Source organism: Bacillus sp. F19, from assembly GCA_023823795.1.
In the GTDB taxonomy this organism is placed as follows: Bacteria; Bacillota; Bacilli; order Bacillales; family Bacillaceae; genus Bacillus_P.
The window spans coordinates 3350935-3375880 of record CP085710.1; the positions used below are offsets into that span (position 1 = coordinate 3350935).

24 protein-coding genes and 1 pseudogene are annotated in these 24946 nt (G+C 41.7%); all 25 read right to left on the minus strand.

Annotated elements, in window-relative coordinates; genetic code table 11:
- Window positions 1–8 precede the first annotated feature (8 nt).
- The 25 genes and pseudogenes from LIT25_17135 to LIT25_17255 all read right to left on the minus strand — a co-directional run bounded on the left by LIT25_17135 (window position 9) and on the right by LIT25_17255 (window position 24935).
- Entirely contained in the window at window positions 9–902 is an 894-nt protein-coding gene (locus LIT25_17135; protein USK32316.1) for a hypothetical protein, read from the minus strand.
- 185 nt (window positions 903–1087) lie between these two features.
- Window positions 1088–2404, minus strand: a complete 1317-nt coding sequence (gene aroA, locus LIT25_17140; protein USK32317.1) for a 3-phosphoshikimate 1-carboxyvinyltransferase — start codon at window positions 2402–2404, stop codon at window positions 1088–1090.
- 14 nt (window positions 2405–2418) lie between these two features.
- On the minus strand, window positions 2419–3531 hold the full coding sequence (locus tag LIT25_17145; GenBank protein USK32318.1) for a prephenate dehydrogenase: 1113 nt from the start codon (window positions 3529–3531) through the stop codon (window positions 2419–2421).
- Between the two features lie 215 nt (window positions 3532–3746).
- Entirely contained in the window at window positions 3747–4829 is a 1083-nt protein-coding gene (gene hisC / locus LIT25_17150) for a histidinol-phosphate transaminase (GenBank protein ID USK32319.1), read from the minus strand.
- Window positions 4830–4884: 55 nt separating this feature from the next.
- Window positions 4885–5703, minus strand: coding sequence for a tryptophan synthase subunit alpha (gene trpA / locus LIT25_17155; GenBank protein ID USK32320.1), 819 nt, complete (start codon window positions 5701–5703; stop codon window positions 4885–4887).
- Window positions 5666–6895 (minus strand): tryptophan synthase subunit beta, encoded by a 1230-nt coding sequence (trpB, locus tag LIT25_17160; protein USK32321.1) that lies wholly within the window; start codon window positions 6893–6895, stop codon window positions 5666–5668. Before trpB ends, trpA begins: the two co-directional genes overlap by 38 nt.
- Window positions 6876–7532: a phosphoribosylanthranilate isomerase gene (locus LIT25_17165; protein USK32322.1), complete on the minus strand. Its 657-nt coding sequence runs from the start codon at window positions 7530–7532 to the stop codon at window positions 6876–6878. The genes trpB and LIT25_17165 overlap by 20 nt, the downstream gene beginning before the upstream one ends.
- A complete protein-coding gene (trpC, locus tag LIT25_17170; GenBank protein USK32323.1) occupies window positions 7525–8286 on the minus strand; it encodes an indole-3-glycerol phosphate synthase TrpC in 762 nt (253 codons plus the stop codon). The genes LIT25_17165 and trpC overlap by 8 nt, the downstream gene beginning before the upstream one ends.
- The gene (gene trpD / locus LIT25_17175) at window positions 8276–9295 is read right to left on the minus strand and encodes an anthranilate phosphoribosyltransferase (GenBank protein USK32324.1); all 1020 of its coding nucleotides are present in this window, start codon (window positions 9293–9295) and stop codon (window positions 8276–8278) included. The genes trpC and trpD overlap by 11 nt, the downstream gene beginning before the upstream one ends.
- The gene (gene trpE, locus LIT25_17180) at window positions 9292–10812 is read right to left on the minus strand and encodes an anthranilate synthase component I (protein ID USK32325.1); all 1521 of its coding nucleotides are present in this window, start codon (window positions 10810–10812) and stop codon (window positions 9292–9294) included. Before trpE ends, trpD begins: the two co-directional genes overlap by 4 nt.
- Before the next feature lie 380 nt (window positions 10813–11192).
- Window positions 11193–11579, minus strand: a complete 387-nt coding sequence (gene aroH, locus LIT25_17185; GenBank protein ID USK32326.1) for a chorismate mutase — start codon at window positions 11577–11579, stop codon at window positions 11193–11195.
- Window positions 11576–12664 (minus strand): 3-dehydroquinate synthase, encoded by a 1089-nt coding sequence (aroB, locus tag LIT25_17190; protein USK32327.1) that lies wholly within the window; start codon window positions 12662–12664, stop codon window positions 11576–11578. Before aroB ends, aroH begins: the two co-directional genes overlap by 4 nt.
- Window positions 12664–13836, minus strand: coding sequence for a chorismate synthase (gene aroC, locus LIT25_17195; protein ID USK32328.1), 1173 nt, complete (start codon window positions 13834–13836; stop codon window positions 12664–12666). The genes aroB and aroC overlap by 1 nt, the downstream gene beginning before the upstream one ends.
- 101 nt (window positions 13837–13937) lie before the next feature.
- Window positions 13938–14700, minus strand: a pseudogene (locus tag LIT25_17200) (protein-glutamate O-methyltransferase CheR).
- Window positions 14701–14875: 175 nt separating this feature from the next.
- Window positions 14876–15322 carry a nucleoside-diphosphate kinase gene (ndk, locus tag LIT25_17205; GenBank protein USK32329.1) on the minus strand — a complete coding sequence of 149 codons (447 nt, stop codon included), beginning with the start codon at window positions 15320–15322 and terminating at the stop codon, window positions 14876–14878.
- Between the two features lie 101 nt (window positions 15323–15423).
- Entirely contained in the window at window positions 15424–16386 is a 963-nt protein-coding gene (gene hepT / locus LIT25_17210; protein USK32330.1) for a heptaprenyl diphosphate synthase component II, read from the minus strand.
- Between the two features lie 133 nt (window positions 16387–16519).
- Complete coding sequence (locus LIT25_17215; protein USK32331.1) at window positions 16520–17215, minus strand: demethylmenaquinone methyltransferase; 696 nt, start codon at window positions 17213–17215, stop codon at window positions 16520–16522.
- A gap of 1 nt (window position 17216) precedes the next feature.
- The gene (locus LIT25_17220) at window positions 17217–18110 is read right to left on the minus strand and encodes a heptaprenyl diphosphate synthase component 1 (GenBank protein USK32332.1); all 894 of its coding nucleotides are present in this window, start codon (window positions 18108–18110) and stop codon (window positions 17217–17219) included.
- A 27-nt stretch (window positions 18111–18137) separates the two neighbouring features.
- Window positions 18138–18365, minus strand: coding sequence for a trp RNA-binding attenuation protein MtrB (mtrB, locus tag LIT25_17225; protein USK32333.1), 228 nt, complete (start codon window positions 18363–18365; stop codon window positions 18138–18140).
- An 18-nt stretch (window positions 18366–18383) separates the two neighbouring features.
- On the minus strand, window positions 18384–18950 hold the full coding sequence (folE, locus tag LIT25_17230) for a GTP cyclohydrolase I FolE (protein ID USK32334.1): 567 nt from the start codon (window positions 18948–18950) through the stop codon (window positions 18384–18386).
- 216 nt (window positions 18951–19166) lie between these two features.
- Complete coding sequence (gene hbs / locus LIT25_17235; GenBank protein ID USK32335.1) at window positions 19167–19445, minus strand: non-specific DNA-binding protein Hbs; 279 nt, start codon at window positions 19443–19445, stop codon at window positions 19167–19169.
- Window positions 19446–19971: 526 nt separating this feature from the next.
- Window positions 19972–21450, minus strand: coding sequence for a stage IV sporulation protein A (spoIVA, locus tag LIT25_17240; protein ID USK32336.1), 1479 nt, complete (start codon window positions 21448–21450; stop codon window positions 19972–19974).
- Window positions 21451–21650: 200 nt separating this feature from the next.
- The gene (locus LIT25_17245; GenBank protein ID USK32337.1) at window positions 21651–22373 is read right to left on the minus strand and encodes a hypothetical protein; all 723 of its coding nucleotides are present in this window, start codon (window positions 22371–22373) and stop codon (window positions 21651–21653) included.
- A 27-nt stretch (window positions 22374–22400) separates the two neighbouring features.
- Complete coding sequence (locus LIT25_17250; protein ID USK32338.1) at window positions 22401–22601, minus strand: DUF2768 domain-containing protein; 201 nt, start codon at window positions 22599–22601, stop codon at window positions 22401–22403.
- Window positions 22602–23900: 1299 nt separating this feature from the next.
- A complete protein-coding gene (locus LIT25_17255) occupies window positions 23901–24935 on the minus strand; it encodes an NAD(P)H-dependent glycerol-3-phosphate dehydrogenase (protein ID USK32339.1) in 1035 nt (344 codons plus the stop codon).
- Window positions 24936–24946 lie beyond the last annotated feature (11 nt).

Below are 24946 nucleotides of genomic sequence, written 5' to 3' on the forward strand. Positions count from 1 at the left end.
GGAAATCCTTATGGGACAGCATTTGCAGCAAACCTGCCCGACATGGAGAATTCACACAACTCTCCAAATCCAGGCTTTATGCAAACTTTTTCATCCACTTTGATCAGCTGTCCCTTATGAATCGTAAATTTAGGAATATGATTATGATACCCGCTAGCGGACATTTCTTCAACTGAATTGAATCCATTTCGCACAAAGAGGTTATAATCAACTTCGCCGCCGATCCTGATATCTCCTTTTTCAGGATATATCCCGATTTTCATTAAAAGTGATTTTTCAAGCGGTTCATGTTCTGTGGGACAGTCTGGTTCTGCGGACATTCGGTGTCTATCCATCAATGCAGCGAACTGTTTTCTCCTTTTATCTGAATGTATTCCGGTCCATTGAGGCAGGAATGTCATCGGGAATCCGTATATGCTGCCGCGGATCCATTCCCATGGAAAATCAGCGATTGAATCTTCTGGATGAATTTCTAAAATGAGGAGTGGAATTTTATTTTTTTTGCAGCTAATGAGCAATGATGGGGTCAATCTTTTCAGCGGAACTTTCACACCGATGCAGTAATCGATTGGAGAATTGATCATCATTTGTTTCTTTTTGCGAATGGCTTCGGGGAGATCCCGTTCATATTCTGTCTGGGCAATGGCTATTACAGTGGTACAGCCTTTTACAATCAGTTTTTCTGTGAAAGTTCGTTTTATTTCTGAAAAAGAACCTCCAATAGAAAAATCAAGCATCACATGTCCAGATGTTAACAGATAGTCCGCAGCATTCATTTTCATGCAAGTCATCCGCTGCAGCGAAGGACTCATGTAATCAATTTTGTTGTTTCGAATTAGAATCGAGGTCTTAACGATTGCGCCATTTTTTAAAACATTTGCATCTTCGATAAGATAGGCCAACGCCTTTCATCCCTCCCTTACAACCTTCTTAAGACAAGCTATGAAGGGAAGGCGAAGGATATGACAATTAATGAAGAAACCTGCAGGTAAACTTTTATCCTGCAGGCATTTTTCCTGAGTGAAGTAGTAAGTTTAAAAGTTTGCTAATTAGTTCTGGCTCCACCGCCCAACTCCTCGGCCTGAGCTTAACGGGCACTTCCGCTTTTCTTATCAGCGAGCTGATTTAAGTGATCAAAAAATTGCGGATAGGATACATTGATTGCTTCATGACCTGACAATGAAACGTCTCCTTCTGATATAAGGGCAGCAACTGCCAGCATCATACCGATTCTATGATCCCCATGGCTTGATACCGAAGCTGAAGTTCTTAAGGCCTGCTTGCCCCGGATAATCATGCCGTCATCTGTCGGCTCAATATCCGCTCCAAGCTTCTTAAGCTCCTGTACTACCGTATCAATACGGTTTGTTTCTTTCACCTTTAGCTCACTTGCATCTTTAATGATTGTATCCCCATCAGCTTGAGTGGCAAGCAAAGCAATAACGGGAATTTCATCGATCAATCGCGGAATCAGTTCACCTGATATCACTGTTCCTTTTAATTTAGATGCTGAAATCGTTAAATCCGCAACCGGCTCATGGGCGTGAGATCCTTTCTCTACAATCGTTAAATCCGCACCCATTTTTTTAAGAACTTCAATAATCCCAATTCTGGTGGGATTAATCCCTACATTTTTCAGCGTAATGGTACTGTCTGGAACAATTGCACCTGCTACTAAGAAAAAGGCTGCGGAAGAAATATCACCAGGAACCTGAATGGATGCAGCCTTAAGAGACTGACCTCCGATAATTTCTGCCGATAGATCCTCTTCCTTCACTTCAACACCGAAAGCTCTAAGCATTCTTTCCGTATGATCTCTTGATTTATGCGGTTCTGTTACTCTTGTTTTTTCATTTTTTGCCTGAAGCCCTGCAAGCAGAATAGCTGACTTTACTTGAGCGCTTGCTACAGGTGATACATAGTCTAATCCTTTAAGTGTGCCTCCGCGAATGGAAATAGGCGTGTAATTGCCGTTTTGTCTGCCATCAATAGACGCACCCATTTCTCTTAGCGGATCAGTGACACGTGTCATCGGCCTTTTAGCAATAGATTCATCGCCGATGATGCAGGCATGGAATGGCCGTCCAGCTAAAATGCCCAGCATTAGACGGGTAGTTGTTCCTGAATTGCCGACATCCAATAATTCTTCAGGTTCCCTGAGGGCATCAATTCCTTTTCCGTAGACTTTCACCTTCTCTCCGTCCTGTTCTATTTCAACGCCCATTTGTCTGAAGCAGGCAATGGTGGATAAACAGTCTGCTCCAGCAAGGAAATTTTCAATAACTGTCTCACCATTTGCAAGAGCTCCGAACATGACCGCTCTATGCGAAATGGATTTATCACCGGGAATAGCAATTTCACCGCTTAAAGTCTCTGCTCTTCGCAATTTCTTTTCATTTGACATGCTGATTCACCTCTTTAACTGAAAAATGTTTTGTAGTCTGTATATTTCTCGATGCATTTTTGAGCCCGTTCACGGTCGACATCCGTCTGAAAGCTTAATCTCAGCACTCCATAGATTTCTTCACGTGTTTCGATAATCCGAATGTTCGTAATGCTGATTTCCTCCATTGCAAGGTAACCTGTAATTTCAGAAATGACCCCGGGATAATCCGGAACGTCCACATATAAATCGTAAAAAGAAGGAATCGCGCCTTTTTCTCTCATTGGCAGGCCATCTCTAAAATCCTTAGCCTCCTGAAAATACAAAAATAATGCATCTCCGTCAAGTTCATCCACAAGCTCTCTGACACGGTCCATTTCGTATTGCCAGTCATCAAATAAAGCAAGCAGCTTCTCTTTATTATGAAGGAGTATATCTCTCCACATTGCAGGGCTGCTTGATGCAATCCTCGTGATATCCCTGAATCCGCCGGCTGCCAGACGTTTTATGACAGGATGATTGTCTTCAAATCTTCCTGCCTGGTGAACAAGACTCGCTGCGACGATATGCGGAAAATGACTGATGATGCCAGTAACCTCGTCATGTTCAGCTGGAGTCATTTCAACAAAATGAGCTTTTGTTCCTTTTAGAACGTTCTGAAGGATGCCAAGCGATTCTCTGGAGGTATGCTCCATTGGTGTCAGGATATAAAACGCATTTTCAAAAAGGTGGGCTTTTGCCGCAATAACCCCTGATTTATGTGATCCGGCCATCGGATGTCCTCCGATAAACTGCACACTGCCCCCGAAAACAGAAGCTGCGTGCTTGCTGATTTTTTGTTTTGTGCTGCCTACATCCGTAATAATGACACTTTCTTTTAATGAAAGTGAACTTAATGCGGCGATAATAGACAAAGTCTGTTCAACCGGAGTAGCAAGAATAATTAAATCGGCTGTCTCTATGCCGTCGAATTGACCTGCGGCTATTTCATCAATGACGGTCAGAGTCTTTGCGATTTCAGCCTGGCTTTGATTAATATCATATCCAACAATCGTTATGGCAGGAAACTCCTGCTTAATTGCAAGAGCGATAGAACCGCCTATTAACCCTAATCCTACTATATGTATTTTTTCGATCTGCTGTTCCATTTCTTATCACCTTCAGTTGCAGTATGTATAGGAAAAGCGTAATCGCCCGTTTAGCCCGGGCATGATAGATAAGTCCGGCAGAAAAGTCCGGGTCTGATGACTTTTTTGACGGATTTGTTCTGACTGAGAAGCTGGGCGATCGTGCTAGACATCAAAGTATATCCTTTATATTTCCTATAGTTATAAGAAAGAGGTGATTAAGATCACCTCTTCTGTTATGAAATCAATTCTGTTAAAATCTGCAGAATCTCTTCGTTTTGTTCTTTCGTTCCGATCGTGATGCGGATAGACGTCGGAAATCCGAGTGCTTTACCGGAACGGACGATATAGCCTTTTTCCAGGAGCGCCTGAAATACTTCATCAGCATCGCGGTTAAAATCAATCAGAATAAAGTTTCCTTCTGAAGGATAGTAGGATAGGCCGTGTTCTTTGCTGAATTGATAAAATTGTTCCAGACCCTGTTTATTTTTTTCTGCACATTGTTTAATGAACTCCTGGTCACTTAAAGCATGCAGAGCTGCAGTTTGCCCTAAACGGTTCGTATTAAAAGGCTCTCTTGCAGGTTCGATGCTTTTGATTAACTCCTTGTTCGCAATTCCATATCCGACGCGGAGTGCTGCAAGACCGTATGCTTTTGAGAATGTGCGCAGAATCATGACGTTTTTATATTCTTTAATTAATGTCAGCGTTTCTGGAAAATCAGAGGCTGTCACATATTCATAGTAAGCTTCATCCAGAATAACCAGCACATGCTCAGGAACCTTATTCATAAAGGGATGCAAAGACTGCTCGTTAATATAAGTGCCTGTAGGATTGTTGGGTGAACAGAGCCAAATGACCTTTGTTTGTTCATCAATTGCTGCAAGCATGGAGTCAAGATCGTGATTTCCATTAATCAGCGGAATTTCCTTAATATCTGCGTCTTCGATGACGGCATTGTGGCGGTATTGAGGAAATGTCGGTGTTGCCATCACTGTATTTGTCCCTTTTTTCAAAAATGCTCGGCAAATGATCTGAACAATTTCATCGGATCCATTTCCAAAAATAATTTCGTTTTCCTCTACTTTTAAAAAACGTGCCAGTGTTTCACGGAGCAGTGCACTGTAGCCGTCTGGGTACATAGCAAGCTGATTCAGTTCATCCTGAATCGCTTTTTTCGCACGTTCTGAGCTGCCGTATGGGTTTTCGTTGGAAGCGAGCTTCACAATGTGAGTTAAGTTAAATTCTTTTTTTACCTCTTCAATTGGTTTTCCCGGCTGATACGGTTTTAAGTTTGTAAGCTGATCTTTAATTTGCATGAATGGACACCTCTTCTGTTATAAAAGCGAAAACTTTATTCGCTTACTGCTCATTTCATCCTGTTTTTACTTTAGCATCTGAAACAAATGAGCCCGCTTTTTCTTCAAACTCAAGCAGCGCAGCATCCAGTGAGTCAGCCTCTTTCAATTTTGAAGATAACCTCTCTATTTCTTCTATTAATGCGCTCCCAACAACAACTCCGTCACATACCTTCGTCAGTTCTTCTACATGTTCCCTTGATGAAACACCAAAACCGACAACGACAGGGACTGAAGCTTCTCGGTTTACCTCACTCAGAAAATCGAAAATGCGCTGATCAAACGTCTTTCTCGATCCCGTTACACCTAACGATGAAACACAGTATAGAAAGCCTTCAGCACTTGATACAATTTTCTTTAGCCGCAAAGCAGAAGTAGGGGCAACCATTGAAATAAACGTGACTCCATGCTGCTTGCAGGACTCTCTTAACTCCCCGCTCTCCTCAAAAGGAAGATCTGGAATCAGCAGTCCGTCTATTGTGTTTTTCTCCGCTAAAGAAAAGAAGGATTCTTTTCCTAATTGTAACACAGGATTATAATACGTAAAAAGAATTATTGGAATAGTTAGACCTCTTTCACGCATGGAGGGTACAAGTTCCATGGCTTTTACGATATTCATTCCTTCTGACAGCGCTCTTTGTGAAGCCCTCTGGATGACAGGCCCGTCCGCAAGGGGATCTGAATATGGAATGCCGAGTTCAATAGCTGCAGCTCCAGCCTTCTGAAGAGTAAGAGCGAGCCCGATTGTAGCTTCGCCATTCGGGTCGCCTGCTGTAATAAATGGGATAAATAATTTCTTATTTTGCTCCAGCTGCTTCTGCAAGTATTCCTGCATTCTTATCGCTCCCTTCAAGTGAACTCATTAGTGTATGAACATCTTTGTCTCCCCGTCCTGATAGACAGATGAGCAGCGTTTCGTCCGGATCCATTTCCTGCGCAAGCTGGAATGCTTTTGCGAGAGCATGAGCAGTTTCAATAGCCGCAAGAATTCCTTCTTCCTTAGCTAAGCTGGTTAACGCTTCTAATGCCTCATCGTCTGTTACACTCTCATATTTCACTCGGCCGGTGTCTGCAAGGTGCGCATGCTCAGGTCCTATTCCAGGGTAATCAAGCCCTGCAGATATAGAATATGGTTCAATAATCTGTCCGTACTGATCCTGCAAAAGATACGTGAGTGAACCATGAATAACCCCTTTTGTGCCCTTAGTGATTGTTGCAGCATGGAGAGGTGTATCAACGCCTTTACCGGCAGCTTCTACTCCTACTAGGTCAACATCTTCTTCAATGAAGGCTGCAAACATGCCGATCGCATTGCTTCCTCCGCCGACACATGCAACCACTTTATCAGGAAGGCAGTCCATTCTTTCAGCCAGCTGCTGCTTTGCCTCATCTCCTATTACTCTTTGAAACTCTCTGACCATTTGCGGATAGGGATGAGGTCCGACTACTGAACCAATCATATAGAAATGATCCTCGCAATGCTGGACCCAGTATCTGATCGCCTCGTTTGTAGCATCCTTCAGTGTTTTATTGCCGCTGTGAACAGGAATGACTTCTGCCCCGAGCAGTTTCATCCGAAAGACATTGAGCTGCTGTCTCATGACATCTTCTTCACCCATAAAGACTTTGCATTCCAGTCCAAACTTTGCTGCAACCGTTGCTGCCGCAACACCGTGCTGGCCTGCACCAGTCTCTGCGATGATCTTTGTTTTCCCCATTTTCTGTGCAAGCAGGGCTTGCCCAATCGCATTATTGATTTTGTGGGCGCCAGTATGGTTAAGATCCTCGCGTTTCAAGAAAATTTTTGCTCCGCCAAGTTTTTTCGTCACGTTTTCGGCATACGTCAATGTTGTAGGCCTTCCGGAATATTCAAATAGAAGACGTTGGTATTCATTCATAAATGCAGGATCTGCCACCGCTTCTGCAAATGCCTCTTGCAGCTCCTCAAGCGGCTGCATTAGCGTTTCAGGTACATACTTTCCTCCAAAATCTCCGAATCTGCCAAATTCATCTGGAAACTGATACATGGTGATTCACCCTTTCTTCTAGCCTTGTCAACAAGGTCTCATCTTTTTTTCCTTTTTGTTCAATCCCGCTTGAAATATCGATTCCCGGCGGATGAAGCCCGAGCAGCTGATGAATATTGTCAGGAGCAATGCCTCCTGCAATAAAGAGTGTTTTGTTCAATTTCTGAGCTGCCTGTATATAACATGGTACATTTGACCAATCAAACGTCAGTCCTGTTCCTCCGAAAGCACCTTTGACTTTAGAATCAATCACAAAGCCATCCGCTGCATCTGCATATAATCTCATATCAGACAGAGTTCCCTCATAGTGTGGCAATGCCTTCCATACTCTCCGATTAAAATGATGCTTGATTTCAGCTACTTCGCTGACTGTCTCAGAGCCATGGCATTGAATGACATCAATTGGGAGCTTTTTCATTATATCTTCTATTTCATTCAGGCTGGCATTTACAAAAATCGCAACTAACTGTTTATCCTTTATATCAACTGAATCAAGCCATTCTTTTACCTGATGGGCTTGCACCCTGCGCTTACTTTCGGCAAAGATAAGTCCGAGATAGTCTGCATTTGACCCGCTTGTCATTTTTAAATCTTCCAAAGAACGATTTCCGCAAAGCTTAATCAAAGGTCTATTCATTTTCTTCTCCGTACAGGGCTTTGATGGCAGATGTTTGATCATTCTCCCGCATGAGTGATTCTCCGACTAAAATGGCATTAGCGCCTTCTTGCTGAACAGTCTTAACATCTTCAAATGTAAAAATCCCGCTTTCACTTACAAGCAGTGTATCTTTCGGAACGGATCTGCTTATCGTCATTATTTGATGGATATCAGTCTTAAAGGTTGAAAGATCTCTATTATTCACACCAAGTATTTCTGGGGTGAACGCAGGCAGAAGCTTTTCCAGAACTGCCAGAGAATGCACTTCCACTAAAACAGCCATGCCCAGCTCATATGCATGCAAATACAGTTCGTGCAGCTCTCTTGCTGCAAGTGCCTCTCCTATTAAGAGGATGGCATCTGCTCCTATATTCTTGGATTCCTCTACTTGCTTGTGATCAATAATGAAATCCTTTCTTAAAACAGGGAGACTGACTTCTTTCTTAATTTCAGCTATAAAATCACGATGGCCCTGAAAAAAGCTTTCATCCGTTAAAACAGAGAGACAATCGGCTTTTCCAGCTTCATATGCTATTGCAATTTCCACCGGATGAAAGTTTTCTTTAATGACCCCTTTAGAGGGAGATGCCTTCTTTACTTCTGCAATTAAAGCAGGTTTTCTGTTTGATTGCTTCAAGGCATTGTAAAATGACCGTTCAGAAACGTTTTTTCTTTCAGGAATAGTAAGCGAAAGGACTTCTTCCCGTTTCTTTTCAAGAATTTTAGTAAGCATATTGCTCCTCCTTCTTACTTTGAAGACGGGCGAGCTGACGATAGGCTGTGCCATTTTCGATTGCGTCCGCCGCTTTTTTCACTCCATCAGCCAATGAATCAGTCTTGCCTGCTACATATAAAGCAGCACCAGCATTCAGTGCAACAATGTCTGCTGCTGCCCCTTCGCGTTTCCCCTCGAACACATCGAGAATCAGTTTTGCGCTTTCCGCCGGACTCTCAACCTGGATATCTTTTAATTCGCCGCGCTCAAGACCCATCTCTTCAGGGTTTATTTCATAACGGTCAATCTTGCCTTTTTTCAGTTCAACAATATCTGTTACACCTGTAATGCTGCATTCGTCAAGGCCATCTCTTCCGGTTACAAGAAGAACATGCTCTGAGCCAAGTACGCGAAGGGCATAGGCTATTTTCTCTGCATACTCTGTAGAAAACACCCCCATCACCTGGCGCTTCGCATTGGCAGGATTTGCTAATGGACCAAGTAGATTAAAGACCGTTCTAAAGCCGATTTCCTGCCTTGGACTTACGGCGTGCTTCATTGAAGAATGGTAGATTGGCGCGAATAGAAAACTCATATCATAAGCCTGCAGAGCGAGCTTCGCTTCATCCGGTGTTGTTTGAATGGAGATTCCAAGCTGTTCAAGCACATCTGCACTGCCGCTTTTGGATGAGATTGCACGATTGCCGTGTTTTGCTACTTTTGCTCCGAGAGAAGATGCAAGAATGGCTGATGCAGTCGAGATATTAAATGTCGATGCCCCATCTCCCCCTGTACCGCACGTATCAATCAGATCCTCTGCATAATCAATGCGAGTCATATGCTGTTTCATTGCTTTTGCAAAACCGACAAGCTCGTCAACCGTTTCGCCGCGGAATCTTAATATGGAAATAAAACTTGCGATTTGGCTGGAAGTGGCTTTTCCCTCCATTACCTGATTCATGGCAGCAGTTGCTTCTTCTTCTGTCAGCGTGTGGCCTTCAATGCATTTGCTGAGTAATGTTTTCATTTTTGAGCCTCCTCCTTTTTGCCAAACACTTTTTCAGCAAGTTCAATCGTTTTGATTAAGGCACTTGCTTTATTTCGCGTCTCTTTCCATTCAAGTTCTGGCTTTGAATCAGCTACTATTCCAGCTCCTGCCTGAACATAGGCTTTTCCGCCCTGCAACGCAATCGTCCTGATCGTAATACATGAATCAATATTCCCGTCAAAGCCAATATAAGCGATGCACCCTGCATAAGCGTTTCTTGCTGTTGGCTCAAGCTCCTGCAAAATCTGCATGGCACGGACTTTCGGGGCACCTGATACCGTTCCGGCAGGGAAAGATGACAGCAGGGCATCAATTGGATGTGTGCCGGTTTTTAATCGGCCGGTCACCTTTGAAATTAAATGCATCACGTGTGAAAATCGTCCGAGCTCCATTAACACCGGAGTTTTGACTGTCCCGTAATCTGCAACTCTCCCAATATCATTTCTTGCAAGGTCCACAAGCATATAATGCTCTGCTTTTTCCTTTTCATCGCTGCGCAGATCTTCCTCGAGACGCAGATCCTCTTCTTCTGTCTTTCCGCGTTTTCTGGTCCCTGCAATCGGATGGATTTCCAAGTAGCCGTCCTGCACGTAGATCAGTCTTTCCGGAGAACTGCCGATCAGCTCAGTCTCATCAAATTTAATGTAGAACATATAGGGCGAGGGATTCACAACCCTCAGCATTCGATATAAATCGAAGCCTTTGGCCGTAATCGGCACTTCAAATCTCTGAGAAAGAACTCCCTGAAAGATATCGCCTGCTTTGATGTATTCTTTGATTTTTTCAACTGAATTCAGAAAATCATCTTTTTCAAAATTGGAGTTTACTCCTTCGAACGAAACAGATGCCTGATCCATCGGAGAGAGCATCAAATCATTGAAGTCTCTTTTTTCGGTCAATTGTGAGATCAGCTGATTGATTTTAGCTTCAGCAATCTCATAGACTGCGCGCTTGCCTGCTTCTGATTCTTTTCCAGATAGACGTTCGTAATGGATAAAAGAGAGTGTTTTATCAATATGATCGAACGCTATCATCGTATGGCAAACGAATAATAAGCACTTTTTAAAATTTAAATCTTGATTGTCATGCTTTTGAACTCGTTCAAACATCGTGACAGAATCATATCCTAAATAGCCTACGGCTCCCCCTGCAAAAGGAATATCAAGATCTGGAAGCTTTACTTTTAAATAGCCATCCATCCAGAGGAAGATTTCTTTCAAAGAAGATGATTCATAGATTGTTTTTCTTTGCTTGGATCTCACACAGTAACGGTCATTTTCTTCCTCAATGAACAAAAAAGGATTTAACCCAATAAATGAATAACGTGACCACGACGATTCTTCATCTTTGCTTTCTAATAAATACACCGCTTCATCTTCAAACACTTTGAAGAGCTGAATCGGGGTGAACGTATCAACTTGAAAAGACTTAATAACAGGTATTGTTTGATAGCTCATACTATCTTGTTTAAATGAGGCAAAATCGGTATGAAACATAAGTACTCACTCCTCCAGCATTGTGGAGAATAAGTATTTAGGAGGTTTTAAGCGGAAACGCTGCGGTAAAAAGAAAAAACCCAAAAACAAAGAATCTGTTTTTGGGTAGTCTTAACCGTAACGGAAAATATAAAAGACCTCAGCTAAACTCATTCTCGGCTACCCTAAACTCATGCTAAACTAGTTCCTTTTTGACTAAACTGATCTGACTTTCTCACTATACTCATCTAACGAACTGGAACATATTAGAAGCTCTCTTCTAATTTCTATTCTTGGGGTTTATCTTAATACACATGCTGTTTTCTGTCAACGAAATGATGTTTCCTCCGAAGGGACATTTATGCTCATCATAGTAAATAGATAAACTGATCTAGGGGCACTCATTTAAATGCTGATTTTATTCTTTCACCTGTTAAATCAGGTCTTAACACAATCGCATTCCCCTGGTAAACATGCTTTACTTCTTTTTGATTTAGGCCGGTCTGTACAGTCATCATGACCCTGATGCACTTTTCAAGACTTCCTGCTACAGGGATTTCCTGCATGCACATGACAGGGACATATTCCCAGCCATCAAAGTTTCGCAGAGCTTTTGCTGGAAACACCGCATCTAAATCCCCTGTCATTGAGAGCAGGACAGATGCGACATCTTCAGGATCTACATTGTTTTTTTCAATCATTTCTAAAAGCAGAGCTTCAGTTGCTTTGATGATTAGAGCTTCATCATTAAGTTCAACTGTTGCAGCCCCTCTAATTGCACGAATCAAACTGATCCCTCCTGTCTCCATGTTTCTAGCAAGGATCTTAATTGATCTCTTTCGAAAGGAGAAATTTCTGGTGCTCCGACGGTTCTTAACAAAACCATAGTGATCGTCCCGGAATGCGACTTTTTATCTTTTAGCATTCTGCTGATTAACGCATCAGTAGATAAGTTTTCCGGAACTTCAACTGGAAAGCCTAATTCTTTAAACCACTTTTTGATTTTTTCATAAGGAAGATTCAATTTATAAACCCTCCCGCTGAGCCAAATCGCAAAAAGCATACCTATGGCAACACCATCTCCGTGGCTGATCTTTCCATATCCTTCTTCTGCTTCAATCGCATGTCCCAGGGTATGGCCAAAGTTCAGATGAGCTCTCACACCAGTTTCCTTTTCATCTGCTTTTACGACTGCCGCTTTGACACGAATACCTTCAATAATCATATGCTGAAGTTTTTCATCAATTAGATCATCAAGAACAGAAATTTCAGCAGTCAGCCAATGATAGAAATCAGCATTTCCAATCAGTCCATGCTTAATTACTTCAGCAAAGCCAGAACGAAGCTCATGACGTGGCAATGTTGATAAAAAAGCCAGATCATAAATGACCGCACGGGGCTGATAAAACGCACCGATCATATTCTTTCCTTCTGGATGGTTAATGGCGACTTTTCCTCCGACGGCACTATCGTGTGCAAGCAGAGTAGTCGGAAGCTGAATAAACGGGATGCCTCTCATGTATGTTGCAGCAGCAAAACCAGCCAAGTCACCAATGACTCCTCCGCCGAATGCAAGAATGAGAGATTTCCGGTCAAGTCCAAGTTTAAGAGCGAATGATTGAATATCATAAAAAGATTCAAATGATTTATATTCTTCCCCGCTCGGTACAATGTAGACTTCCGCTTTGTAAGAACTCCTCAGTACTTTCAGCAGCTGTTCACCATACAGGCTTTGAACAGCTGAATCAGCTATAATCAGTATGCTTGTAGGCTTAATTTCCCCTATTTGTTCAACAAGCTTTGTTTCAATGATATTTCTTCCAACTGAAACAGGATATGATCCGGAAGCAGTTTCAATAAGCAAATTCTTCATTAGAACTTCCTCGCATACTCGCGCATTTCCTGAACGTGCTCACGAATCGAATCCATCCGGTCTGAACCGAACTGTTCAAGAACCGCATTCGCAATTTCCCATGCCACAACTGCTTCAGCGACAACACTTGCAGCCGGGACTGCACAGCTGTCAGACCGTTCAATGCTTGCTGAAAAAGGCTCTTTCGTTTCAATATCCACACTTTGAAGCGGTTTATAAAGAGTTGGAATCGGCTTCATGACCCCTCTGACCACAATCGGCATACCAGTAGACATTCCGCCTTCTAAACCGCCTAAACGATTTGTCTTGCGGGAGTATCCTGTCTCTTCACTCCAAATAATTTCGTCATGTACTTCACTGCCAAATCTTCGGGCAGCTTCAAAGCCAATACCAAATTCAACACCTTTAAAAGCATTGATGCTCACGATGGCTGCTGCAATTTTCGAATCAAGCTTGCGGTCGAAATGGACGTAGCTTCCTACTCCTGCAGGCATTCCTTCTACAATGACTTCCACAACACCGCCAATAGAATCGCCGTTGCTTTTTGCATCATCAATGGCCTGCATCATTTTCACTGCAGCATTCTCATCCAGGCAGCGCACAGGTGATCCCTCTGTGATCCGCTGTAACTCTTCTATCGAAGAATACTCTGTTTTTTCAGCTTTGATGGATCCTATTTCCACTACATGACCTGCCACTTTAATGCCAAGTTCTGCCAATAATTTCTTTGCAACTGCGCCCACCGCAACTCTGACCGTTGTTTCACGGGCTGAAGAGCGTTCAAGCACGTTGCGTATATCTCTGTGGCCATATTTAATAGCACCGTTTAAATCTGCATGGCCAGGACGAGGACGGCTTATTTGACGTTTAATATCTTTTTCTTCGCCATCTTCCAAAGGCTCAATGCCCATTATTTTCGTCCAATGTTTCCAATCATTATTTTCAACAACAAGTGCGATTGGAGAGCCCAGTGCTTTTCCATGACGGATTCCGCTTGTGATCTGAACCTCGTCCTTCTCGATCTGCATTCTTCTTCCTCTTCCATGACCCTTTTGTCTGCGCGTAAGATCAAGGTTAATATCCTCTGCGGTAATAGACAGACCCGCCGGTACTCCTTCAATAATCGCGGTTAATTGCGGTCCATGTGATTCTCCTGCTGTTAAGTATCTCATCTAAAGCTCTCCCTTCAGCGCACTAACGCTTTTAAGTAACACTAAATTATTTTAAGTAACACTATATCATATGTAGAGGCAATTGAATAGGAAGTTTACGGCTAGATTTTCTTGTAAAAAAAAGTACCTGCTGATTCCAGATTATATTGATCGCTGTAAAAAATCAGTTCTGTACTCCCTATAAAAAAGATTCCCCTGTTTTTTTATGCCTTTGAAAACTTGTTATAGAGCAAATTTTATGCATCTTCTGTAAAATAAATCAGCACGTTTCGGCAAACGATTAAATCAAATACTTTTTCAAAAGGGTCTGAGAGCAGATTGTGTTTATTAAATTGTACCGTCTCAATAATTTCTTTACTAATTTGATAGCCTGCCCCATCCTGAGTAAAATATTTGCGTTTCATCTCTTCCGGCAGCTCAGAAAGGCTTCTTTCCGGATAAATTCCAAGCTTTGCTCTCGCCATGACATGTCTAAATCTGTTGCGAGGATATTAATAGACCGCAATGGCAAATATTTTGACAGAATCATCGCTATCGTAAAAGGCTCTTCACCGATTCAACAGGCTGCACTCCATATTTTCAGCGGGCGGGATCTGTTTAGCATACAGGCAGCAATTCAGTCTCTAAAAGATCCCAGCGCTTTTTATTTCTATAAAACTCTGTTACGTTAATGGTTATTCTGTCCAAAAGCTCATAGAGCAGCTTCTTCTCTCTTTGTATTGCTGAATAATACTCTTTAAAATCCTTAAATCCCCTTTTCAAATAAAGAGAGGTAATTCATCTTTTCATTTGTGCCTCTTTATAAAGGGCAAGATCTATTCCTGTTAACTTTTTAAACTCTTTCTGAAATTGCATATAATCCATCTTTCTCAACTCTCCTGCAGAAATTCCTCTATGTACAGTATATCGGAAATTGATAGATTCTTGTGAGGTACGGATAAAAAAATCTGAAAACTCATAAAGATTCGCGTGAGAAGTTTTAATAGGAGGGAATATTTGAATATGGAAAAAGCCAGCATTTCTGCTGGCTTTAAGCGGATTAATAAATCCAAGTATGAATAGCTTTGTCGTATTCTACTAATTCTTCTTGTTTGAAGAAAAGGTTAATTTCGCGCTCTGCACTTTCAGGTGAATCGGAACCGTGGATAATGTTTTTTCCGACGAATAAACCATAGTCGCCTCTGATTGTACCCGGCAATGCTTCGGATGGTTTTGTTTTGCCCATCATCGTGCGTGAGATCTCAATCACATTTTCCCCTTCCCAAACCATAGCGAAAACTGGTCCGGAAGTTATAAAATCAACAAGTTCCCCAAAGAATGGCTTCCCGTTGTGTTCTCCGTAATGCTGCTCTGCAAGTCCAACTGGAATTTGCATTAATTTTGCCCCAACTAATTGTAAGCCCTTACTTTCGAATCTGGAAATAATTTCCCCGATAAGCTGACGCTGAACGCCATCAGGTTTGACCATCATAAATGTTTTTTCCATCTTAATTTCTCCACCCCGCGATTGTTATGTATGGGCTTTCATGCCCCATGGAAATCGTATCATTTTTTCACTCTTTTCGCAATCGTATGGTGCGGAGGAATTTAAAATTTTCTTTTTCCAATATATTTTGCAATATTGGATAAGGCAGATCTTGCTCTATTTTTCGGCAATTGGTTTAAAATGCTGAACCCTTTCTGAAGATACATGTCACTCACTTGGATGGACCGTTCAATTGCATTCGAAGATGAGATGACATCGATAATTTCCGCCATTTCCGCTTGGGGCGTATCACTAGTTACCTTGCTGATTTTCTTTTTCAACTCGGGATTTTCCATTGCGTAAAGCACGGGAAGGGTAATGTTGCCCTGAAGCAAGTCTCCGCCAACTGGCTTTCCAAGCTCTTCTTCTGTAGAGGTAAAATCAAGAATATCATCTGTAATTTGAAAGGACATTCCTACATAGTAGCCGAAATGAAATAATTTTTTATGTATGGATTCGGGAACACCGCCGGCAATCGCTCCAAGCTGACAGCTGGCAGCAATTAATAACGCTGTTTTCCGTTTTATGCGTCTTAAATAAACACGCAGATTCTGGTCAAAATCATACTTGTCTTTTATTTGTTCTATTTCACCAAGCGAAACTTCAACAATCGTTTTTGAGAGAATCTGATGAGCCGCAATATTTTCTAAAGATGTCATAATCTCAAGAGATCTTGCAAATAAATAATCCCCTGTATACATTGCAATGCGGTTATCCCACTTTGCTTTAATTGTCGGTTTCCCGCGTCTGAGCTCGGCATCGTCAATCACATCATCATGCACCAAAGATGCCATATGAATAATTTCTAGAGCGATGGCCACTTTTTTTACTTTATCGATATCATATTCGCCAAACATGGCAGAAAGCAATACAAAAACAGGGCGGATGCGCTTTCCCCCTGCCTGAAGAAGGTGAAGCCCTGCCTCGCTTAGCAAAGGCTCTGTTGAGCTTACCGTTTGTTCAAGTTCCTGTTCAATCAGATCAAGATCTGCATTTAAGAACGAATACGCCATTTTAAATTTCATTCAATTCACCTAAATACTCGCATTTTTAAAACATGGCTGTTTCATAATATTGTTGTGATTCGTGCTTGAATATGTCCGAAGTCTTCCATTATGAAGCAGACTTTCAGCATTAATAAACAACAAAACTGCTAAATCATTTACAGCCGAGATGCATTGCAGCTACGCCGCCTGTAAAAGGCTTCACGTCCACATCTTTAAAGCCTGCATCTTTGAACATTTGTGCAAGCTCCCGCATTCCGGGAAAATCCCTAGCTGATTCCTGCAGCCATGAATATTCATTATAGCTTTTAGCAAACAGTTTCCCAAAAACAGGCATCACAAATCGGAAGTAACCATAGTAAAGCTGCTTAAATCCGATCATGGTAGGCTGTGAGGTTTCCAGGCAGACTACTTTTCCGCCCGGCTTTACAACACGGTGCATTTCCTTAAGCACAGTCATATAGTCAGGAACATTCCGAAGTCCAAAACCAATCGTAACATAATCAAACGTGTTATCTTCAAATGGAAGTTCCATGGCATTGCCGTGAATTAATTCAATATTAGAGAAATTTTTTATTTTCTCTCTGCCAATCTTCAGCATATTATTGCTGAAATCAAGGCCAATCGCTCTGCCCTTCTCCCCAACTGCATCAGCCATAGCAATAGTCCAGTCTGCTGTACCGCAGCAAACATCCAGGGCAATCGAACCTTGTTTGACATTCATTCGTTTCATTGTTTCCCGGCGCCAGGCAATATGGCGCTGAAAACTGATGACCGAATTCATCTTATCGTAGTTTTTATATATTTTTTCAAATACAGAATGGACTCTTTCTTCTTTCGACTGCTGCATTTCATAAACCTTCTTCCGCGAGCGTAGTATACCTTATATCCTGATTATACTTGAATGATTGCAATCTTGCTAACAGGACTTTCTGCAGAGAAGACGGCTGCTGAAAACAGTTTTCTAAAAGGTCGGCTGTCTCTTCGAAATAACGGTTGCAGAACTCTTTTAAATACACGCCGGTAAATTCGATTGTGCCGATATTTTTCTTCTTTTTCTCCAAATTTCTCATGATGGATAAAGATTCTGCGCTGTATCTGTTTTTCTCAAGCGTCAGCCGTTTGTATGACAGATATTTAGTCGTCAGCTTAGAGAATAAGCCTGCCTGAAAATAGTCAGAAACATGCTGAAAAATAGCTGTTTCTACTTTTATAATACTTGCAACGAATGAATCAAAATCACTTACAGTCTCTTCGTACAGGCGAATTTTATGTTCGTTAATCTCTTTTATTGCCGTTGCTAACGTTCGAATCATTCCAATGTCCTGCATTTCTGATAATAACGCGTAATACAGAGCGCTGAAGTAGTCTCCTGCAAGAACAATCAGCTGTCTTTGCATGAACTCTTCTTGCTTTAAATGAAAGGAAGTGGATACTTCATCATGAGTATCAAGGGCAATTTGCACAAGCATCGCTGTAATTATGTAGTTCTCTTTTTTTTCAACTGGAAGATCAATCTGATCGAACAAAGCATAGAAGAGGAGCAGTTTATCTTCATCAATAACAGGAGAAGGTATATATTTTGCTAAAAATGGATGAGTGAGCTTTAAGTGTAACGCGTCTTTTATCTTAGCCATTTGTACATAGATGTCTTGCAAATGAATCACCCTTGTCCCCATGTAAATAGATATTTTTTCGAAAAAGCCAGCAACAGCAACAAACATTTTCAGCTGAATACTACTCATTATACCATATCTGCAGAGCTCAGAAAATTATCTTCTGGAGTCGCTTTCTATTTCTCCGTAGCTTGTTTGAATAATGGCTTTCCCTCTTATCTTAATAGCAGATGTGTGTTCTGTAAATTGGGCAATCATTACCTCGCCTTTATCCAGCTTCTCTGAATGATGAAATCTAGTATCCGATCCGCGGGTCAGACCGATGACATTCACTCCATCCTCTACCGCTTTTATCACTAAAAAATCATTTGTGTTGTCTTTCATATGTTCACCCCCGAACCCTTATTCTTTAATAAATGATAATACTTCAGCTCTGGCTGCAGGATCTTTCACAAAAACCCCTCTGACAGCGGATGTGATCGTTTTGCTTCCCGGCTTTTTGACTCCGCGCATTGTCATGCACATATGTTCAGCTTCTACAACCACCATTACGCCATGAGGTTCTAGAGAATCAACAATGCTCTCTGCAATCGTCGAGGTAATTCTCTCTTGAAGCTGAGGTCTTCTGCAAACTGCTTCCACAGCTCTGGCAAGCTTGCTCAGCCCTGTTACTTTTCCGCCTTTTGGTATGTATGCAATGTGAGCCTTTCCAAAAAACGGAACCAGGTGATGCTCACACATAGAATGAAATGGAATATCCTTGACTAGCACAAGTTCTTCATGGTCTTCTCCGAACACCGTTTTAAAATGTTCTTTTGGATCTTCGTTAAGTCCTGAGAATACTTCGGCATACATTTTAGCAACACGTTTGGGAGTATCAAGAAGCCCTTCGCGATTTGGATCTTCCCCGATCGCCTCAAGTATGAGCCTTACTGCCTCTTCGATCTGCTGTGTATTAATTTGCCCCATAAATATCCTCCTAAAAAACAATATATTTGATACAGATTCTAGCATATGTAAGAGATTAAAAGCAAAGAATGATGTATCTTGTGAAGTTTATAAGAGAGAGGATGTCAGGCTCATATCTGCAATTTGTGCCAGAACAAAGGAAAAGCCCCTATAAAAGGGGCTATCCATGGCATCATTGTGTATGTAATTTATGCATCATACACGGGTAAGAGCACATTATTTTCCAGCAACAGCGTCTTTAAGAGCTTTACCTGGTTTGAACGCAGGCACTTTGCTTGCTGCGATTTCGATTTCTTCGCCAGTTTGTGGGTTGCGTCCTTTACGTGCCGCGCGCTCACGTACTTCGAAGTTACCAAAACCGATCAATTGTACTTTATCACCGTTTTTAAGTGCATCCAAAAGTGTATCGAAAACAGCATCAACAGCTTTCGTTGCATCTTTTTTTGATAATTCGCTAGCTTCTGCTACCGCGTTGATTAGTTCTGTTTTATTCATGCCTTTCACCTCCTCCCAAAGATTGATTGTTAAGCAATAAAAGCATTCTGTTATTTTCATTTCTTCACAGATTATGCAGAATCTATACATGATAGATAAGCATTTACTGTTAACACGCTAATCTTATACGATTAACGGCTATAATTCAATGATTTTCCGCATGAATATTGGGTTTCTAGGAAGAATCGACCAATACAGAAAATAATTTCTGATAGTAGATTAACATATCCTTTTTCGCTAAGCAAGGAGAAACCTTTATAAAACCTATATAAATCAATAATTGAAGGTGATTTCAGCGAACGTGCATTCCCACCTGGAACTTATTTCACAAAAAAATAGTAGAAGAGGTAAATATTATTTTGGAATATGTAAAACTTATTAAAAACACTAATACATATTGAGAAAGAAGTAAACATTAATTTTATTAAAATAAAATTTTGTAAGCTAATTGTCATCGAAATGAAAACTATTTTTAAAGACAAAAAGATGACCACTTTTTTTGTGGTCATCTGTTCTTTTTCCTATTCTATAGGATAATCGCGATTAAACCGCCAGAGCCTTCGTTAATCATGCGTTCGAGCGTTTCTTTCAGCTTATATCTTGCATTTTCAGGCATTAATGAAAGTTTTGCCTGAATTCCTTCCCTCACGATTGAACTCAGACTGCGTCCGAAAATATCGGAATTCCAGATCGACAGCGGGTTATCTTCAAAATCCTGCATCAAGTATCGAACCAGTTCTTCACTTTGTTTTTCTGTTCCGATAATTGGAGCAAATTCTGACTCCACATCAACTTTTATCATATGAATCGATGGGGCCACAGCTTTTAACCGGACTCCGAATCTTGCACCCTGCCTGATAATTTCCGGTTCATCAAGGCTCATGTCGCTGAGTGCAGGCGCTGCAATGCCATAGCCTGTTTGTTTTACCATTCTAAGCGCATCCGATACTTGATCATATTCCGCTTTTGCATATGCAAAGTCCTGCATAAGCTGCAGCAAGTGATCTTTCCCGCGGATTTCTACTCCAACAACCTCTTTTAAAATTTGATCATATAAATCATCAGGCGCATACAGGTCAATTTCAGCGATCCCCTGCCCCATTTCAATGCCTGCAAGGCTTGCCCGGTCAATGAAGTCATATTCACTGAAATAACCTACCACACGATCAACATCTCTTAGCCTTTTGATATCCTGGACCGTGTCTTTGACTGCTTCCTGATAGCTTTCCCGCAGCCAGTGATTGTCGCGTAGAACCATTACCCAGCTAGGCAGATTCACATTTACCTCAAGCACCGGGAACTCATACAGCGCTTCACGGAGAACGTTCATGACATCTGTCTCGCGGATACTTTCAACACTCATCGCAAGGACCGGAATGTCATATTTTTCACTGAGCTGTCTCCGGAGTGTTTCTGTTTCAGGATGATAAGGCTGAACCGTATTAATAATCATAATGAAAGGTTTTCCGACTTCCTTTAATTCCTCGATAACCCGTTCTTCAGCTTCAATGTAATCCCTTCTTGGGATTTCGCCAATTGAACCGTCTGTCGTAATGACGACACCGATAGTTGAATGCTCCTGAATCACCTTGCGGGTGCCGATTTCAGCCGCTTCATGGAAAGGAATCGGCTCCTCATACCACGGAGTATTGATCATTCTTGGTCCATTTTCGTCTTCATACCCTTTTGCTCCAGGTACTGTATAACCAACGCAATCTACCAATCTAATATTGACGTCAAGTCCCTCTTCAACATGGATCGAAACCGCTTGATTCGGAACAAATTTAGGCTCTGTCGTCATGATGGTTTTTCCAGCAGCACTTTGCGGCAGCTCATCCTGTGCCCGTGCCTTATCTGCTTCATTATCAATATTCGGAAGCACGACTTGCTCCATGAACTTTTTGATAAAAGTAGATTTGCCTGTTCTTACTGCTCCCACTACTCCAAGATAGATATCGCCGCCGGTGCGCTCTGCGATATCTTTAAAAATATCTACCTTTTCCAAGTGATCCCCTCCCGATCATAGGCTTCTTGGGTTATTGACCGTCTGCTTCTTCGTGTTTTAGGACACTATATATTTATGACGTTGTCCTATTTATTTATGACAGTGATCTGAAATTTTTTTCATTTCATTTTTCTTATATGATTGTAAAAAATGAAAAACCCTTCTTTCAGAGTTTATTTCTCTTAAGAAGGGTTCATGACTTATTTATCTAAAAAGACAGGTTCATTTTTTTCATTGACTGTATAAGGCAATGAAAATGCAGGTACAAACGGAGAATCCTCAACCAAAAGATTGCGTATGTCTTCACCTTTTGCGGCTGTATTTTTCTTTTCGCTTAATACTTTGTACAAATCAATGCGGTAATCAACGTATACTTCCCCGGTATTATCAATGACAAAAGGCAGTGTTTCGCCGGAATAAGGGCTTACAGCATGAGGAGCTTCCTCATAGCCAAGCTTCTTGTAGTCTAGGGTAAACACGTTTTCAGCTACAACCTCTTTATAAGGCGGATAGCCGCCGTTCGATGCTTTATACACATTTAACCTCGTTTTTAGATCACGTATTGCTTCTGAGATTCTGAGGTCAATCAGTTTTACCGTTGGGTTTTCCTCAACATCAACAAGCACATACAAATAAACTCCGCCGCTTTCATAGGATGTTCCAGGCGGTTCAGCCATGTATTTCGGCACAAGCTTGGCGAAATCAACCGGGTATTTCTGATAAATAGGCGTTTTCATATCTCTTGTTTTAATCGGAAGCAGCCCACCGGAATCTTCTTTAAACCGGTCAACCGTGTTTTGAACTCCTGCAATCTGATCTTCATAGGGAACCTGATTCTGGCTTAGCTCCTGATCAGGATACAAGCAGCCTGAGAGCAGTGTCATTATTAAAAAAACAGGTAACAAAGAAGCAAGCTTTTTCATGAAAATCTTCCTTTATAGTGAAGTTCTTTATTCATTAACAGGCCCGCTGAAAACAACGAAAATAATCAACAATCCTGCCAGAATCATAAAAAAATAGGCAATTGCGGCAAAAGCAATCTTTAAAAACCCTTTCATTTTAAATCTGCTGAAATAGATTGATATAATCGCAACAAACATAAACCCCATTGAAGCGAGAGCAATCCACATCTTCATCAACCCTGGACTCATTACCTTACCTCCCCTTATTATCCGAAAAATATTATATCACAAGAAATGCGGAATCGCCTGTTTACTTAGAAAAGCAGAACCGACTGCTTAGCTCCGACAGACAGATAAGGAGCAGACTGGAAAGTCCGGGTTTGACTTTTCAGGCTGATCCGTTCTGGCCGAGGAGTTAGGAGGTGGAGCTGGACAATATGAACAGTGGAGCAAACAGTTTGACTCAGACAGACAGATAAGGAGCAGACTGGAAAGTCCGGGTTTGACTTTTCAGGCTGATCCGTTCTGGCCGAGGAGTTAGGAGGTGGAGCTGGACAATATGAACAGTGGAGCAAACAGTTCGACTCAGACAGACAGATAAGGATCCGACAGAAAAGTCCGGGTTTGACTTTTCAGGCTGATCCGTTCTGGCCGAGGAGCTGGGCGATGGAGCTGGACATCAAGAAATGCGGAATCGCCTGTTTACTTAGAAAAGCGGAACCGACTGCTTAGCTCCGACAGACAGATAAGGAGCAGACTGGAAAGTCTGGGTTTGACTTTTCAGGCTGATCCGTTCTGGCAGAGGAGTTAGGAGGTGGAGCTGGACAATATGAACAGTGGAGCAAACAGTTCGACTCAGACAGACAGATAAGGATCCGACAGAAAAGTCCGGGTATATCATTTCTGCGCTAAAACTTCGATTCTGGTACAGCCGGAAATTATAATTTAGCCAAATTCGCCTATTTATTAGCCAAAATCTCATTTTATTTTGCCGTTTTCCGATTTTATTTAGTCGATTTTGCATTTATTATAGCTTTACAGTTTTTTAATATAGCCGTTTTGCATCTTATTAAGCCGCACTGGGCAATATTTAGCTGATATCCTGATTTTCTAGCCGAGTTCGGGTTATAATCACCATAAAAAGATGAATCAGCAACTTAGCCGTTCACTCTGCTTCTCTATGTATGCCATACTTCCAAGAAACACAATGGCTTATCCCTTTTCATAACAAAAAAAACCGAAGTAAAGAGGGGGCAGCTTTACTTCAGCCATGTTTTACTTCGGACTAATCGGAACCCATTGATTAGAGCAACTCATAATTTACTACGATGCATTTTATGCGAATTTCAGAGCATTTGCATCCTCTAATGCCTATTTTTAAAGATAAAGTAAGCCATTTTAAAGGGCAGAGAGGAAACGTAAGTATGTGATTCAATGCTTTAGTGTGATTCACGCATTTGCACCTAGTGGTCCGTTTCATGAGTAAGATTGTTATTCTTTCACAAACTCAAGCTATTCTATGCATTTCCCGGCCTTGTGCCACAAGAGTCAGCTGCGATTTCCACTAATATTCACAAGATCTTCCATTTCGTTTGTTTTCACTCTGGCCATGAGGGAATCAACGGCATCTTTTACTTCTTTATCGTTGAATAAGACATCATATAGAGCTTCTGTAATCGGCATTTTCACTTCATATTTTTGGGCAAGCTGATAGGCTGCCTTAGTCGTTCTGACGCCCTCTACGACCATGCCCATGTTTTCAAGAACATCCTCAAGCTTTTTGCCTTTTCCAAGCAAATTGCCGGCTCTCCAGTTTCTTGAGTGAACGCTTGTACAAGTAACTATTAAGTCTCCTATACCTGTGAGTCCCGAAAACGTTAACGGATTCCCGCCCATTATACTGCCAAGGCGCGCTATTTCAGCAAGGCCTCTCGTAATAAGAGCAGCTTTGGCATTATCTCCGTAACCGAGACCGTCCGTTATTCCTGCTGCAAGTGCAATGATATTTTTCAGAGCTCCGCCAATCTCAACCCCTATGACATCAGGGTTTGTATACACTCTGAAATGCTGATTCATAAATAAATCCTGAATAAGCTCTGCTGCTTCAAGGTTATCGGATGATGATGTTACCGTTGTCGGCTGTCTCAAGCTCACCTCTTCAGCATGGCTTGGCCCTGATAAAACCACTACATCCTGAAGGAGGTTAACAGGAACTTCCTCTTTAATAATTTCAGATATGCGCATGAGGGAATCAGGCTCAATTCCTTTGCTTACATGGACAATCGTCAATTTATGATCTATCACTTCTATGACATCCTGAAGAACTTCTCTTATTGCTTTAGTCGGAACAGCCAAAACCGCGATATTTACTGAATTCAGTGCTTCAGCTAAATCTGTATAGCCTTTGATAGCATCTGAAAGCTCTACATCAGGCAAATATTTTTGATTCCGGTGTGTTTCATTAATTTGTAAAATCAGCTCTTGGCGATGCCCCCATAGTCTTACTTCGTGATTATTATCTGCTAGTACAATACTAAGCGCTGTTCCCCAGCTGCCTGCACCAAGAACGGCAATTCGTTCCATCCCTATTCACC

What these genes read in the sequence shown, in the direction of transcription:
- aroC (USK32328.1), bottom strand. Translation starts at nt 13,836, where the DNA reads ATGAGATACTTAACAGCAGGAGAATCACATGGACCGCAATTAACCGCG.
- trpC (USK32323.1), bottom strand. Translation starts at nt 8,286, where the DNA reads ATGCTTACTAAAATTCTTGAAAAGAAACGGGAAGAAGTCCTTTCGCTT.
- trpD (USK32324.1), bottom strand. Translation starts at nt 9,295, where the DNA reads ATGAAAACATTACTCAGCAAATGCATTGAAGGCCACACGCTGACAGAA.
- LIT25_17250 (USK32338.1), bottom strand. Translation starts at nt 22,601, where the DNA reads ATGAGTCCAGGGTTGATGAAGATGTGGATTGCTCTCGCTTCAATGGGG.
- LIT25_17145 (USK32318.1), bottom strand. Translation starts at nt 3,531, where the DNA reads ATGGAACAGCAGATCGAAAAAATACATATAGTAGGATTAGGGTTAATA.
- ndk (USK32329.1), bottom strand. Translation starts at nt 15,322, where the DNA reads ATGGAAAAAACATTTATGATGGTCAAACCTGATGGCGTTCAGCGTCAG.
- trpB (USK32321.1), bottom strand. Translation starts at nt 6,895, where the DNA reads ATGTATCAGTTTCCAGATGAATTTGGCAGATTCGGAGATTTTGGAGGA.
- LIT25_17220 (USK32332.1), bottom strand. Translation starts at nt 18,110, where the DNA reads ATGAGTAGTATTCAGCTGAAAATGTTTGTTGCTGTTGCTGGCTTTTTC.
- folE (USK32334.1), bottom strand. Translation starts at nt 18,950, where the DNA reads ATGGGGCAAATTAATACACAGCAGATCGAAGAGGCAGTAAGGCTCATA.
- LIT25_17215 (USK32331.1), bottom strand. Translation starts at nt 17,215, where the DNA reads ATGCAGCAGTCGAAAGAAGAAAGAGTCCATTCTGTATTTGAAAAAATA.
- hisC (USK32319.1), bottom strand. Translation starts at nt 4,829, where the DNA reads ATGCAAATTAAAGATCAGCTTACAAACTTAAAACCGTATCAGCCGGGA.
- aroA (USK32317.1), bottom strand. Translation starts at nt 2,404, where the DNA reads ATGTCAAATGAAAAGAAATTGCGAAGAGCAGAGACTTTAAGCGGTGAA.
- LIT25_17165 (USK32322.1), bottom strand. Translation starts at nt 7,532, where the DNA reads ATGAATAGACCTTTGATTAAGCTTTGCGGAAATCGTTCTTTGGAAGAT.
- trpA (USK32320.1), bottom strand. Translation starts at nt 5,703, where the DNA reads ATGCAGGAATACTTGCAGAAGCAGCTGGAGCAAAATAAGAAATTATTT.
- hbs (USK32335.1), bottom strand. Translation starts at nt 19,445, where the DNA reads ATGAATAAAACAGAACTAATCAACGCGGTAGCAGAAGCTAGCGAATTA.
- LIT25_17255 (USK32339.1), bottom strand. Translation starts at nt 24,935, where the DNA reads ATGGAACGAATTGCCGTTCTTGGTGCAGGCAGCTGGGGAACAGCGCTT.
- aroB (USK32327.1), bottom strand. Translation starts at nt 12,664, where the DNA reads ATGAAGAATTTGCTTATTGAAACTGCTTCCGGATCATATCCTGTTTCA.
- trpE (USK32325.1), bottom strand. Translation starts at nt 10,812, where the DNA reads ATGTTTCATACCGATTTTGCCTCATTTAAACAAGATAGTATGAGCTAT.
- hepT (USK32330.1), bottom strand. Translation starts at nt 16,386, where the DNA reads ATGAAATTTAAAATGGCGTATTCGTTCTTAAATGCAGATCTTGATCTG.
- mtrB (USK32333.1), bottom strand. Translation starts at nt 18,365, where the DNA reads ATGAAAGACAACACAAATGATTTTTTAGTGATAAAAGCGGTAGAGGAT.
- LIT25_17245 (USK32337.1), bottom strand. Translation starts at nt 22,373, where the DNA reads ATGAAAAAGCTTGCTTCTTTGTTACCTGTTTTTTTAATAATGACACTG.